The following is a 13,034-nucleotide window of genomic DNA, read 5'->3' on the forward strand; positions in this document are numbered from 1 at the left end:
CCCATGTCCGCACCGTCGCTCCGTGCCCGGGTCCGCTCGGAGATGAGCCAGGAGATCAAGGCAGTCGCCCGCCGGCACCTCGCCACGGACGGCGCCAACCTCTCCCTGCGCGCAGTGGCCCGCGACCTCGACATCGTCGCCTCGGCCCTCTACCGCTACTTCCCGAGCCGCGACGCCCTCCTCACTGCCCTGATCATCGACGCGTACAACGCACTCGCCGCCGCCGCGACCGAGGCGGATGCCGCCGTACCCCGCGACGACCTCCGCGGCCGCTGGCTGGCCGTCGGCCGCGCCGTCCGCGCCTGGGCTCTCGCACACCCCGCCGAGTACGGCCTCATCTACGGCGCACCCGTCCCCGACTACGCCGCCCCGCAGGACACCGTCGAGCCGGCCGCCAAGGTCATCCTGCTGCTCGTCGACATCGTCACCGACGGCCTCGGCCGCCTCAAACCGATCAAGGCCTCGCCACTCACCATGCCGCTCCGCGCAGACCTCCGCCGCCTCATCGACGAACGCCAAGGCGAACTCCTCGAGGAACGCCTCGACCGCGTCCTCGTCGCCTGGACCCACCTCTTCGGCGTCCTCAACTTCGAAGTCTTCGGCCGCCTCGACAACATGATCGCCGCCCGAGCCGAGTACTTCGACCACCACATGACCCTCATGGCCGACCTCACCGGCCTCCCCCAGTGACCGTTGCCGACTTCAACGAACACCGCGGCCTCCTGTACGCAGTCGCCTACCGCATCCTCGGCACCGTCGCCGACGCGGAAGACGTCGTACAAGAGACCTGGCTCCGCTGGAATCGGGTCGACACGGCAACAGTCGAAGACCCCGAGGCCTACCTCGTCAAAGTCGCCACCCGCCTGTCGATCGACCGCCTGCGCAGTGCAGCGGTACGACGTGAGTCCTACGTCGGCCCCTGGTTACCAGAGCCGATGCTCACCACCCCGGACGCCGCCGACCACGTCGTACGCGCCGACTCGGTCTCGACAGCAATGCTGCTTGTTCTAGAGGCTTTGTCACCCACGGAACGTGCGGTCTTCGTTCTCAACGAGGCATTCGGCTACAGCCTCACGGAGATAGCGACCATCCTCGGCCGACGCGATGCGGATGTACGACAACTAGCCCACCGCGCCCGCACGGCGGTCGCCGAACGCCGCCGCAAATACGACACCGACCTGACAACGCAGCAGCAGGTCACGGAGCGGTTCCTGGAAGCCTGTCTCGGCGGAGACCTGAAGTCGCTCATGGAAGTCCTTGCACCAGACGTCACCTTGATCAGCGACGGCGGCGGCCTGACCGGCGCACCACGCAAGCCCATCCACAGCCCGCAGTACGTCGCCCAGGCGCTCGTCCTGCTCTCGCAACGCCGCCCCGCCGACTCACACGTCGTACTGCGTCAGCTGAACGGCGCTACCGGCCTGGTCATCTACTCAGACACCACACCGGTAGTCGCAGCCACCCTCCACCTAGTCAACGGCGTCATCGAAACGATCCACGTCGTCAGCAACCCAGCAAAGCTCAACGGCGTAGCGCCGTGACCTGACTCACCCCACCCGACTGTCACGCTCCAGCAAGCTGTCTCGTCCGTGAAGCGCCCACCTCCCTCGCGGATCGGAGCCTCATGTACGCCGTCTACCTGACAACCACCGTCGTGGCCGCCACCCTGACCGCCTCCGCAGCCGTCGCCAACTTCATCGGCCACTCCTACCCGAAGTCCGAAGCCGACAGGCTGCAAATCCCTCACTCCTACATGCGCCCGTTCGGTGCCCTGCTGGCCGCCGGCTCTCTCGGACTCCTCGCCGGCCTCGCGATTCCGCCCCTCGGAGCACTCGCAGCAACCGGCCTCGTCCTCTACTTCCTCGGCGCCCTGATCGCCCACCTCCGAGTCCACGACCACCAACTAGCCCCCTGGACCCTCTTCTTCGCTACCTCCCTGGCCGCCCTCATCACCAACCTGACCCACCACTAAGCCGCTGCCACGGCGCTGTGGTGGAGGTTGGTCCAGGCGGCGCGGGCGATGGCGGATGGGGCCAGGAGTTGGCGGAGGCCGATCGTTCGGTTGACGAAGGCAAGCATGTGGGCCGCGGTTCTCGGGTCGCGTACGGCGGCGCCGAGCATCAATCGGTCGACCGGTGTCGGTGGACCTGCCTTGGCTTGGTCCTCGATGGTCGATTGATGTCCGTTCAGTGCTTTGCGTCGTCGTACGTACTGGCGTAGCGCCGGCTCGAGCCGGCCGCCGTCGAGCAGTGCCGGTGTGACCGCATCCGCCAGCCACTCCGCGGTCTGAAAGGCCCAGCCGCAGCCGACACCTTGGGACGGGTCTGAAGTCAGCGCCGCGTCTCCGATCAACGCGACGCCGGATCGCGGTACGGCGGTTCGCGTGATGAGTGGACAGTCGGTGGCACCCACGATCCGCGAAACGCGGTTGGCGTCGTCGAAGACCGGTCCGTCCGGCAGTCGTCGCAGACTGGCCAGCAACGCTGACTCACGATCGGCTCGGTACGACGGCAGGTCCGCCTTCACCGGCATGGATGCCAGGACGGTGATGCCATCCTCGTTCGGCATGGCGTACGCGATACCCGGTTCGTGCAGCCAGATCTGGGTCCTCGAACCAGAGGTGAGCCGGACGTTCGTGAACTCCGCGAAGAAGATGAACCGTTCATTGGGCGCCACCCGCTGCCCGGCGCCGGCGAGCTGGGCGACGACGGAGTTGACGCCGTCGGCACCGACGACCAGTCGCCCGCGCACCGAACGCTCCGTGCCGTCGTCACCGCGGAGCCGAACACCCTCGCCGTCAAGCAGCGCGATCGCTTTCTGTCCCAGCATCAAGTCCACACCGCTGGTCCCGGCCGCGAGCTCGCGAACCATCGGATCGAGCCTCGCCCGCCTGATGCTGTAGCCGTGCGGGCTGTCGGGCGGACTGACCACCCACCCCCACGGCGTGAAGCAGTCGAGACCGTTGCGGATACCGCCGGCCGCCTCGATCCGCCGGTCGAGCCCGAGCCGGCGGATCGTCGGTGTCGCGCAGGCCATGACGTGATGGGTGCACAGCACCTTGAAGGTGTCGATGCTGTGATGCCGTTCGACCAGCGCGACCCGTAGACCCGCCCGTCCGAGCAGGGTCGCCGCCGTCGATCCCGCGATACTCGCTCCGACCACGATCACGTCGTACATCTCGGCCTCCATAGATCGCACGACCGTGCTGACTAGTTCATAGATCGCACGGTCGTGCTATCTTGTCAAGAGTGAACCGCCCCCGGCGCTCCGACGGCGAGCAGACGTACGCCGCGATCCTCGACACAGCGGTGCGACTCGCATCGATCGAAGGACTCGGTGCGATCACCATCGGCCGGCTGGCCGACGAGGTCGGCGTGAGCAAGAGCGGGCTGTACGCGCATTTCGGGTCCAAGCAGCGCCTCGAGCTGGACATCATCCAGGCGGCGCGGGACATCTTCGAGCGCGAAGTGATGCAGCCGGCCCTGGCTGCCGACGAAGGACTGCCGCAGCTGGAGCAGATCTGCGCGTCCTACCTGTCGTACATCGAGCGGCGCGTCTTCCCCGGCGGCTGCTTCTTCGCCGGCATGCTCGCCGAATTCGACGCCCGCTCCGGTACGGCGGCGCACGACGAGGTCGCCTCAGACCAGCGAGGGTGGACCGAGCTCCTCGAATCGTTCGCCACCACCGCCCGCGACCACGGCCACCTCAGACCCACGGTCGACATCCCCCAACTCGTCTTCGACCTCACCGCCGCCGTCGAGTTGGCCAACTACTACTACGTCCTCTTCAGCGACCCCGAAGTCCTAGACCGAGCCCGCACGTCAATCCACACAGCCCTCACCGCAGCCACAAAAAAGCCTTGATTTCACAGGGTTTGGCTCACTCCGCGGGCCAGTGGTCGGGGGAGGCGATGCGGTCGGCGGGGAGGTAGTCGGTGATCTCGATGTCGCCGTCGTCGTACTGGACGAGTCCGATCCAGCCGGTCGGCCCGTTTTCCCGGGCGAGCAGCCAGCCGCGTCGCCAGCCTGTGTCGGTCCGGAGGATCACGTGGCCGGGGAGTGGCAGACCCCGGAGGAGCCGCTCGCCGTGGGCGCGCTGAGACGGCCCTTGGGCCGTCTCCGTCATGAGGACAGCCGGCGGCGCAGGCGGAGCTCGTCGCGGATCGCGCGCGGAACGGGCAAGCGGTAGGACTCCAGGGCGCTGGCGTAGGCGCTGAGTGAGTCGGTGAGCCGACGGGAGTTGTTGCGGATGCTCTCGTCCGGACGCTTCGTGCTGCGGGTCGACTGTTCGGCCGCGCGGGCGCTGAGGACCTCGGCGAGCAGATGCGAGAGGTCGTGGTCCGTGGTCGAGCGGTGCCGGATGCTTGGCAGGGCGGCTACTGGGTGGATGGTCATCTGGCATCGCCTCATAGGCTGCTGCCGGGTCCCGACAGACCGCCTGGTATGCCATTGTTCCGGAGTGTCACCAGCTTACCTCGCCGGGAAAGTCTGGGTCCGAAGCTCGTGGTTCCACTTGTGCCGGGTGCGACGTACATTTGAGGGTGTAAGCGCCGTACGTCACGGCGCCGGCGTGCTGCCCCAGACCCGGCCGTCCGCCCACAGGTTGGTGGGTTGTGAGGGGGCCGGGCCATGTTTTTGTCATCGCGTGCGATACCCCCTCCCCGCTTCGCGAGGCCGCTCGGATCCGGAGTTGACGGATCCGAAGCCGCGGCCGCGGGCGGCGCCGACCGCCTCTGCCGGGTCGGGTACCCTCCTGCCGCGACCCGGCGAGGCGGCGTGCGGATGGAGCATCAAGGGGTCAAGGTAGGCCTCACGCCGCATCGATAGCCCATCACAGCGCGCGAACAGCCGAGGACGGTGTAGAGGCAAGTGGGATCGTTGCAGGTCCATCAGATCCTCGTCGACGTTTTCACGGCCCGCGCCGACGCTGTCGGAAGCGTGCTGGACAGACTGTGCGCGGCTTCCGTCGAAGCGTTGCCGGTCGACGGGGCAGGAATGGCCTTGATGACGGCAGCCGGTCATGGTGGCACCTTGGCCGCCACCGACGGGCCGGCCGTGGCGATGGAGAACCTGCAGAGCACCCTCGGGGAGGGCCCGTGCCTGGATGCCTTCCGCGACGGGCGCCCGGTGCTGGAATCGGATCTCGCCTCGACCGGCACGTCGCGTTGGCCGGCGTTCGTGGCCGGCGCGCAGGAGGCCGGTATCACGGCGGTGTTCGCGTTCCCGCTGCAGATCGGCGCGATCCGGCTCGGCGTGCTCGACTTCTACCGGGATGTGATCGGCCCGCTGACCGCTGCCGAGCTCGCGCTGGCGCTGGATTTCGCCGCCGCGGCGACCACGCTGGTCCTCGACCTGCAGAACAAGACCGCGCCAGGCGAGCTGCATCCGCATCTGGCCGACGCGGCGGCAGGTCGTCGTGAAATCCACCAGGCCACTGGCATGATCACCGTTCAGGCCGCGGTCGGATTGACCGAGGCCCTGTTGTTGCTGAGGGCGAGGGCCTACGCCGACGATCGGTCGTTGCTCGATCTTGCCAAGGATGTAGTGGCCCGGAAGGTGACGTTCCGGCCGGAAGACGATCCATCATGAAGAGAGCACCGTGACGACAGGGCTGTGCATGGTCAGGAAGGGCAGCAAGCTATGAGCAGGGAGCAACGCCTCGCACGCGTGTTCGTGGAACTCGCGGACACGCTCATCGACGAGTTCGATGTCATCGACTTTCTGTATGTGCTGTGTGAGCGCAGCGTGGAGTTGCTGCCGGCCGACGCCGCCGGCCTGATCCTTGCCGATCAGCGCGGCCAGCTCGAGGTGGTGGCGTCGACGACCGAGGAGGCTCGGGTACTGGAGCTGTTCGTGTTGCAGAACTCCGAGGGCCCCTGCCTCGACTGCTATCTGAGTGGGCAGCCACAGGTGAACCTCAACCTGTCGGAGGTCGAAACGCGCTGGCCGAACTTCCGGGCAGCAGCCGCCGACGCCGGCTACGAGACGACCCACGCACTTCCGATGCGGCTGCGCGGCCAGGTCATCGGCGCCCTCAACCTCTTCTGCGCACGCCAGGTCAGCCTGACCCCGGACGAGGTGGCGCTGGGTCAAGCGCTCTGTGATGTGGCGACGATCGGCCTGCTCCAGGAACGAACGGTACGGCGCGGGGAGATCCTGGCCGAACAACTCCAGAACGCCCTGAACAGCCGGATCCTGATCGAACAAGCCAAGGGTGTGCTGGCCGAGCGCACCGGAGTCGGCGTAGACGAAGCGTTCATCATGATGCGCGCCTGGGCCCGCCAACACGGCAAGCACCTCCACGCCACCGCGCAGGCAGTAGTGGACGGCACCGCCGAACTCCTCACCCCCCAACCCGGGTAACGCCGGGCAGTCGGAGGAACGCATCACGTATCTGAGGGTTTCTGCCTCAGATCTGAGGGTTTCACTCGGATGTGAGGGCATGGCCTGCGGATCAATCGTGAAGGGGTAGCGGCGAGTCCCGCCGCACAAGTCCCCAGGGAGCGATCATGAACCGCAAGTACGCAACCCTCGCGCTGTCGGCGTTCGCGATGGGCGCTGTCGCCCTCACCGCGACCGAGGCGTCAGCCACGACAGAGCCAGGGCCCGGCTCGACCTCGCAGAGCGTGCCGTCGCTCGGGTCCGGCTGGCCGGAGGAGGGATCCGGCTATCCGGGATCCGGCACCGCGCGCCCGGAGTACAACTATCCGAACTACGACCCGAAGTTCGAGGTGGCGCGCGTCGAGACCGCCGCGACCTCGACCGGTACGTCGGACGACAACGGCGTCGAGGCGCTCCAGTCCGGCGCGTCCGCGCTCGGTGGTGCGGCTGTCGCGTTCGGCGGCCTGTGGTTGTACCAGCGTCGGCGACTGGCGAACGGGTAGAACCGACGTGCGGCACCCGCTCCCGGGCGGGTGCCGCACTTCCATGATGGCTACAGACAGTCCGGTCGGATCGGGTCAGACTGGAGGGCGTGGGAGGGGCATCGATCGCCCGCCCGTCCGGCCTGGCCGGCCGGATCGAGGAAAGAGGGATTCTCGGGGCGGCGATCCAGGGATCAGCCGACGGACGGCCGGCCGCCGTGTTCGTTCACGGCGAGGCCGGCGTGGGCAAGACTCGCCTGGTCAGAGCCATGTGTGACGAGGCGGCTGCGCAGGGCGCATTCGTTCTGTGGGGCCGATGCGTCCGCTTCGGGGCCGTGGACGCGCCGTACGTTCCGCTGATCGGCGCGTTGGAGGGTTGGCTGGAGTCTGCCGAGCCCGACCAGTTGGCCGCCGTACTTGATGCTGTTCCGGCTGCGGGTGAGTTGTTGCCTTCGCTGGGCGGGTACGCGTCCGACAGTGCGGTCCGGCTGTTGTCCGTGGTGGATGCGCTGGTGATGGCGATCGCTTCGCACGGTCCGACGATTCTGGTCGTGGACGACGTGCAGTGGGCCGATCTGGCGTCCCGTGATGCGCTGGCCTACCTGATTGCCGGGTTCCGCCGCCAGCGGTTGGCGGTGCTGGCCACCTATCGGGACGAGGAGCTCGCGTCCGGTGATCCGCTGTACACGTGGCTCGCCGACCTGCGGCGGCTGCCGTCGGTGACGGACGTTCGGCTGGACAGGCTGAGCCGGGACGAGACCGAGCAGCAGCTCGCACTCCTGCTCGGAGATACCCCTGATCACCGCCTAGTGGATGAGGTTGTACGGCGGTCTGACGGCAACCCGTATCTGAGTGAACTGCTGGTCCAGGGGGTCACGAGCACCGCCGTACAGCTGCCCCCCGATCTGCCGGCCGAGCTGACGGGAGCGCTGCTGGCGGCCTGGCATCGGCTCTCGGCGGCAGGGCGGGAGGTGATGCGGGTGATGGCGGCTGCGGGGCGCCCGACGTCGATCGATGACCTGAGGGAGGTTGCGGCGGCAAGTGGGATCGGGCCTGAGGCGCTGACCGCCGCTCTGGTCGAGGCGACCGCTGCTGGCATCAGTGTGGCGCAGGGGCCGGACAGGTGCTGGTTCCGGCACCCCCTGCTGGCCGAGGTCCTGTACGCCACCTTCGTTCCAGGCGAGGCCGAACCTATCCATGCCGCGTGGGCGAAGACGCTCGCGTCACGTGAGGCCACCGGCCCTGACGAGGTGCAACGGCAGGGCGACCTGGCCTTGCACTACGAGCGCGCACGCGACCTGGAGGCATGCCTGGAGGCGTCGCTGCGGGCAGCCGAGCTCGCGAAGTCGATCAGATCGCCCCGTGAGGAGGCCGTCCATCTGCGCCGGGCGGTGCGCCTCTGGCCGATGGTCCACCGCGGGGACGGTGCCGGGCCGCTGGACCTTTGGGAGCGGGTTGCGCGAGCCGACGACCTGCTCGGCGACGGCGAGGCGAGCTTCGCGGCGTGGTCCCGCGCGCTCGAACTCGTCGACGAGCGCACCGACCCGCTCCGCGCGTGCCGCCTGCTGAGGCGATGGGCGGACGCGGCCTTTGCCACCGGCCGAACCAAGGGCAGGCCGATCGCCGCGGCAGAGCAGGCGGTCGAGCTGAGCCGGGCGGCTCCGGACAGCGAGGAGTACGCCGACGCGCTGGCGTATCTCAGTTGGTGTCAATGGTGGAACAACGAGGTCGAGCTCGCTCGGACGTACGGCGAGGACGCGGTCCGGGCAGCCCATCGATCGGGATCGAACGCCGCTCTCGGGCTGGCGTACGCGGTCCGTGGGAATGTGGATGTTTCCGATCCCGACACCGCGGCCGGCCTGCGGTTCGCCAAGCTGACCGGCGACCCCGAGCTGATCTGGCGAACGCTGGTGATCCGGCAGAACTACCTGAGCCGGCGAGGCCGCATCAAGGAATGCATCGAGTTGATGCGAGAGTTCCTCCCACTCGCCATCGATGCCGGTGCCCTTTCGGTGGCGGTGTTCGCTGCTGGACTGCTGGCGCATCACCTGTTGATGTTCGGACGACTGCCCGAAGCCGATGACGTCATCCGTGAGGGTCTTTCCCTGGCCGGCATGCCGAATGCGAGTGCGTTGGTCCGGTTGAGCGCGGCCTCGTTGTCGGTACGGCGAGGAGACCGCGAGGCAGCCGGAATGCACCTGCAACGCGCCAAGGAGTTGATACCGGACGTCGAGAACCGGGCCGGACTTTCTGCGCAGACAGCTCTGGCCGAGTATCTGCTCGCCACGGACAGGGCCGAGCAGGCCCTCGAGCTGCTGTCGCGAACGATGGCTGTCGGCGTCGCCGACACTCGTGACGCGGACGAGATGGTGGTGTGGGGTGCGCGGGCCGCGGCCGACCTGACGGAGGCTGCGCGGGACCGCGGCGACAGCGAAGACGTCCGCAAGGCTCGAGCGGCCTTCGACGACCTCCTGGCCGTGCGCCGAGGCATGCTCCCGCAGCCCTTCGAGGTCGGCCCTGAGGATCTGATCCAGCCCGCGATGCAGGCGCTGTTCGCCGCAGAGAACGCCCGGTGCGCGGGGGAGACGTCCACCTCCGGCGTCTGGGAGGACGCCGTACGTCGGTGCAGCGCAGCGGGCCTGCGCTGGGACGAGGCTGTCGCCTCGTGGCGGTGGGCACAGGCTCTGTTCGACGAGGGAGCCGCCCGGGCCGCCGTCGCCGTACCGCTGAGATCCGCCCACCGCTTCGCGATCGAGGTCGACGCGAGACCCCTGCGGCACCAGGTCGAGACACTGGCCGCCGTCGGCCGGATCCGGCTCGAGGAACCGGCGTCGGCTGCGCACGTCCAGCCACCGGCCCCCTTCGACTCCTTGACGAAGCGCGAGCAAGAGGTGCTGTCCCACCTGGTCGCAGGCCGGACGTACGCCGAGATCGCGAACGCACTGTTCATCAGTGAGAAGACGGTCAGCGTGCATGTGTCGAACCTGCTGCACAAGACCGGGACATCATCGCGTCGCGAGGTCGCGGCTCTGGCTGTGAGACTTGGTCGCTAGCCGTCTTGTAGCCGGCCGAGAGCGCGGCGGGTGGTGCGGTCGGCGGATGACGGGTGGCCGACGGCGACGCCGTACAGGACGATCTCGGACTCGATGTCGAGGCACAGCAGGCTCGACAGTTCGTCGTCGAAGAAGCCGCCGAGATTGACGGTGCCGAGGCCGAGCCCGGTCGCCGCGAGGACGAGGTTCTGCGCTACGTGCCCGGCCTCCAGGAGCAGGTAGCGGTATCCGCGGTCGCCGTACTTGACCAGACTGCGCCCGCAGACGGCGGACAGCACCAGTACGACGGCAGCCTCGGCAGCCCACGGCTGATCCATGAACAGGTGGCTGATTTGGGACGCGGCTACCGGGTGCTCGCGGACCTCTTCGAGGCCGTCCGCGAGCGGCACGTAGTGGTAGATCCCGGCTTGCAGAGCATCGACTGAGCGCGCGACCACGCTCACTTCAAGCGGATAGAGCCCACCGGCGGAGGGCACCGCTCGATCGATCATGTACAGCGGGCCGTCGTCGGTCACTCCGGTGGTGCCGTACCCGCTCCGTAGCAGCGTGGCCAGCTCCGCGAGGCTGATCGGCCGGTCGCGAAACGCGCGGCAGGACACCCGGTCGCGGATCAATTCGGCCAGCGGCGCGACGACCCGTACGTCGGGTGGCAACGGGACCCACCGTGCCGACGGGTCCTCCCGTCCCGGCTGCGGTGGCGGCGAGATCGACTCAGGGGTGCTGACCAGCCGGCCCGCGGTGCCACGGTGGTAGGTCCAGGCCAGCGGCTGATCGGTGCGGAACGCGCCAGGTGTCATTGGCTGTCCTCACGCGAGGGGGTGCGGGTCGAGGTTCAGCTCGTCCAACCGGGCCGGCGCCGGTCGCAGCCTGATCCTGGCCGGCATCTCCAGCAGCCGCGATCCGCCGAGCCGCGCCTGACCCGCACCGAACCAGATCGGCACGAAGCCCGGCACCACCCCGCGTACGACGCGCACCCCGAGGCTGGCGACATCGGGCGGTGTGACATCCACGGCGAGCACATCCGGCGCCACTGCGGCCAGCGATCTGGTCAGGGTTTCGAGATTTCCATTGCTCTGGGCAAATGAATCCGGCCACGGTTCCGGGGTGGCTTCGCGGAGGAATCGCATCCCGGCGGCAGCCGCGGCGGGGTCGGCGTACAAGAGATCGTGGTCGTCCAGGCTCATGACCTTGGCCGGCTCGGACGCCAGTTCGGCCATCCGGGCCTGGACGTTGGGCCGCCGGAGCCTGGTGCGCAGCAGTGGCCGGACCTGCATGGCCTCGAACACCGCGGCACGGGCTGCGGCGACCGGGTCCAGCGCGGCAGCCACTCCGATCACTGCGGCCGGTGCGCGGTGCGACCACGCGACAGCCAGGGCGACGGTCGCCGAGGTGTCTGTCGGCAGCAAGTGCACCATCAGCTCGACACCACGCCGTGCGTGCGCCGCCGCGATCGCCCGGGTCTGTTCGTCCGGTACGTCCGCGGCGGCCACGCATCGGCCGGGGAGTCGATGCGACCATGCGATTGCGAAGGCGTCCCGCTCGATCACCTCGAGCAGTGCGCGCAGCGTGGCGCCGGCCCAGTTCGGCCCGGCCGCGAATCCGTTTGACGTGGCGGGGAACAAGGCGGCCGGTGTCGGTGGGCGGTAGCCCAAATGCGTTGCCAGCAAGGGGATCCAGACCTCGTCGCCGGTTACGAGCGACTGCGCGGGTACCCACTCGAGTTCGGTCTCCGGCCGCCATCGCTGGAACGGCAGGTCGTCGTACTGGTGGTCGGCGAACAGCACCAGGTCCCGCGGATCCAGGCCGGGTCGATCCAGAGCGTCGTACGTCGAACTGATCGTGCGCTCGGGTTGCCAGGTCATCGCGGCGTACCGTTCGAGGGCCTCGCCGAGGGCGCTGTCGCGGGCTTCCTTGATGGTCCAGCCCTTGCCGGAGCAGGAGACGAAGGCGTTGCGGCCGGCGCGGAAGTTCGCGTTCGCCAGTTCGGCTCGGACGATGAATGGTCGCTCGGGCTCGTCGACGTCCTTCGGCATCACCTCCAGTGCGCGAACCAGGCCGGACAACGGATCGACCGCGCGCCGCGCAATGCCGTCGAAGTCGGTCGTGGCTGAAGCCTGCGACGGCAGGCGGGCCTTCTTGGCACACGCCGGGCAGTCCGGGCGCGGCAGCACGGGATGCGGTTTCTCGGTGCCGTCGAGCGCGTCGAGGGTCAGCACGCCGGCGCGCAGCCGCGGCGGTGCGAACAGCTCGGCAACGAGGGCTCTGGTGATGAGCGGCAGGAGTGCCGGCAGCAATGGCCTTGCTGGAGCGTTCGGGAGCCGGAGAGCGTCGAGTTCTTCCTCTCGCGCCATTGCAGCGGTGAAGTCCTCCTCGCAAGCCAGCGCACGCATCCGCCAGCACAGATAGCACGGGCTCTCCCCGGGCAGCACCAGTGGACCGATGGTCGCCCGAGAACGCCGTACATCGGCGTGCAGCGTTGGTATGTCCAACCGCAGCCCGACCAGGTTGACCCACGGATGCAGAACCGGAAGCGAGCCATCACCCGCCGCGACAACGAGATCCGCACCGGCCATCACCGCCGGCAACTCCTCGCGCTCCCGCGGGTACGGCGCCAGAACGACGCGATCCGGCCCTATCCCAACCCCGGTCAACGAGGCGCAGATCGAGTCGACGAGATCCGCCTGCCCGATCAGGACGATGCGTAGCGGGTCGTCTACCTGCACCAAGGGTCCCGTGTTCGGCTGCCTCGAGGTCATCCGCCGAGATCGGCGAACCGCTGAACGGCGCCGGCGTCATACTCGCCGACCTCGCCCGGTCCTGCCGGGGTCTCGAAGATCCCCAACATCGCGCACCTGAAAGCCGGCCTACCATCGTGCCCAGACTCTGACCCGGCCAGAATGTCGTGCACCTTGACGTAGCCCTGCCACTCCGCGTCCGTCACCGTCTCCAGCTTCTCGCGCAGCTCCTGCACCCGCCGCTTGAGCTCCTCGAGCTCCGAAACCGACATCGCTCCCCTCCAACCTTCCGGAAGCGAGGTGCGTCGACTGATCCCCCCTGACCTGATCGGCTACGGCGCCCCCGCACCAACCCAGCGTCCCCAACCGCTCCCCACCGAGTAT

The 13,034-nt window shown here is 68.4% G+C and carries 14 protein-coding genes; 8 read left to right on the forward strand and 6 right to left on the reverse strand.

Annotated features, from left to right (window positions below; translation table 11 throughout):
- Positions 1 to 3: 3 nt before the first annotated feature.
- The 3 genes from V9K99_RS19215 to V9K99_RS19225 all read left to right on the forward strand — a co-directional run bounded on the left by V9K99_RS19215 (position 4) and on the right by V9K99_RS19225 (position 1,972).
- Entirely contained in the window at positions 4 to 690 is a 687-nt protein-coding gene (locus V9K99_RS19215; protein WP_337009285.1) for a TetR/AcrR family transcriptional regulator, read from the forward strand.
- A complete protein-coding gene (locus tag V9K99_RS19220; protein WP_337009287.1) occupies positions 687 to 1,541 on the forward strand; it encodes an RNA polymerase sigma-70 factor in 855 nt (284 codons plus the stop codon). The genes V9K99_RS19215 and V9K99_RS19220 overlap by 4 nt, the downstream gene beginning before the upstream one ends.
- An 83-nt stretch (positions 1,542 to 1,624) precedes the next feature.
- Positions 1,625 to 1,972 (forward strand): DoxX family protein, encoded by a 348-nt coding sequence (locus V9K99_RS19225; protein WP_337009289.1) that lies wholly within the window; start codon positions 1,625 to 1,627, stop codon positions 1,970 to 1,972.
- Here V9K99_RS19225 and V9K99_RS19230 read toward each other — a convergent pair.
- Positions 1,969 to 3,189 carry an NAD(P)/FAD-dependent oxidoreductase gene (locus tag V9K99_RS19230; RefSeq protein WP_337009335.1) on the reverse strand — a complete coding sequence of 407 codons (1,221 nt, stop codon included), beginning with the start codon at positions 3,187 to 3,189 and terminating at the stop codon, positions 1,969 to 1,971. The two genes, V9K99_RS19225 and V9K99_RS19230, sit on opposite strands and share 4 nt — an antisense overlap.
- A gap of 59 nt (positions 3,190 to 3,248) precedes the next feature.
- Between V9K99_RS19230 and V9K99_RS19235 the strand changes: the two genes are divergently transcribed.
- The gene (locus V9K99_RS19235; RefSeq protein ID WP_337009291.1) at positions 3,249 to 3,863 is read left to right on the forward strand and encodes a TetR/AcrR family transcriptional regulator; all 615 of its coding nucleotides are present in this window, start codon (positions 3,249 to 3,251) and stop codon (positions 3,861 to 3,863) included.
- A gap of 16 nt (positions 3,864 to 3,879) precedes the next feature.
- Here the strand turns inward: V9K99_RS19235 and V9K99_RS19240 are convergent, their stop codons facing one another.
- Both V9K99_RS19240 and V9K99_RS19245 read right to left on the reverse strand, forming a co-directional pair.
- Complete coding sequence (locus V9K99_RS19240) at positions 3,880 to 4,125, reverse strand: hypothetical protein (RefSeq protein ID WP_337009293.1); 246 nt, start codon at positions 4,123 to 4,125, stop codon at positions 3,880 to 3,882.
- A complete protein-coding gene (locus V9K99_RS19245; RefSeq protein ID WP_337009295.1) occupies positions 4,122 to 4,394 on the reverse strand; it encodes a hypothetical protein in 273 nt (90 codons plus the stop codon). Before V9K99_RS19245 ends, V9K99_RS19240 begins: the two co-directional genes overlap by 4 nt.
- Before the next feature lie 474 nt (positions 4,395 to 4,868).
- On the opposite strand from V9K99_RS19245, the gene V9K99_RS19250 reads away from it, so the two are divergent.
- From V9K99_RS19250 to V9K99_RS19265, 4 genes are all read left to right on the forward strand, one after another.
- Positions 4,869 to 5,588, forward strand: coding sequence for a GAF and ANTAR domain-containing protein (locus V9K99_RS19250; protein WP_337009297.1), 720 nt, complete (start codon positions 4,869 to 4,871; stop codon positions 5,586 to 5,588).
- Between the two features lie 51 nt (positions 5,589 to 5,639).
- Positions 5,640 to 6,362 carry a GAF and ANTAR domain-containing protein gene (locus tag V9K99_RS19255; RefSeq protein WP_337009299.1) on the forward strand — a complete coding sequence of 241 codons (723 nt, stop codon included), beginning with the start codon at positions 5,640 to 5,642 and terminating at the stop codon, positions 6,360 to 6,362.
- A gap of 146 nt (positions 6,363 to 6,508) precedes the next feature.
- Entirely contained in the window at positions 6,509 to 6,883 is a 375-nt protein-coding gene (locus tag V9K99_RS19260; protein WP_337009301.1) for a hypothetical protein, read from the forward strand.
- Between the two features lie 89 nt (positions 6,884 to 6,972).
- Positions 6,973 to 9,915 carry a helix-turn-helix transcriptional regulator gene (locus tag V9K99_RS19265; protein WP_337009303.1) on the forward strand — a complete coding sequence of 981 codons (2,943 nt, stop codon included), beginning with the start codon at positions 6,973 to 6,975 and terminating at the stop codon, positions 9,913 to 9,915.
- Here the strand turns inward: V9K99_RS19265 and V9K99_RS19270 are convergent.
- From V9K99_RS19270 to V9K99_RS19280, 3 genes are read right to left on the reverse strand one after another with little or no spacing between them, the layout of a single operon-like run.
- A complete protein-coding gene (locus V9K99_RS19270; RefSeq protein ID WP_337009305.1) occupies positions 9,912 to 10,712 on the reverse strand; it encodes a SagB/ThcOx family dehydrogenase in 801 nt (266 codons plus the stop codon). The genes V9K99_RS19265 and V9K99_RS19270 overlap by 4 nt on opposite strands.
- A 9-nt stretch (positions 10,713 to 10,721) precedes the next feature.
- Positions 10,722 to 12,638, reverse strand: a complete 1,917-nt coding sequence (locus V9K99_RS19275; protein WP_337009307.1) for a TOMM precursor leader peptide-binding protein — start codon at positions 12,636 to 12,638, stop codon at positions 10,722 to 10,724.
- Between the two features lie 29 nt (positions 12,639 to 12,667).
- Entirely contained in the window at positions 12,668 to 12,922 is a 255-nt protein-coding gene (locus V9K99_RS19280) for a hypothetical protein (protein WP_337009309.1), read from the reverse strand.
- Between the last annotated feature and the right edge of the window lie 112 nt (positions 12,923 to 13,034).

This window comes from Kribbella sp. CCNWLW201, from assembly GCF_037203805.1.
Lineage (GTDB): Bacteria > Actinomycetota > Actinomycetes > Propionibacteriales > Kribbellaceae > Kribbella.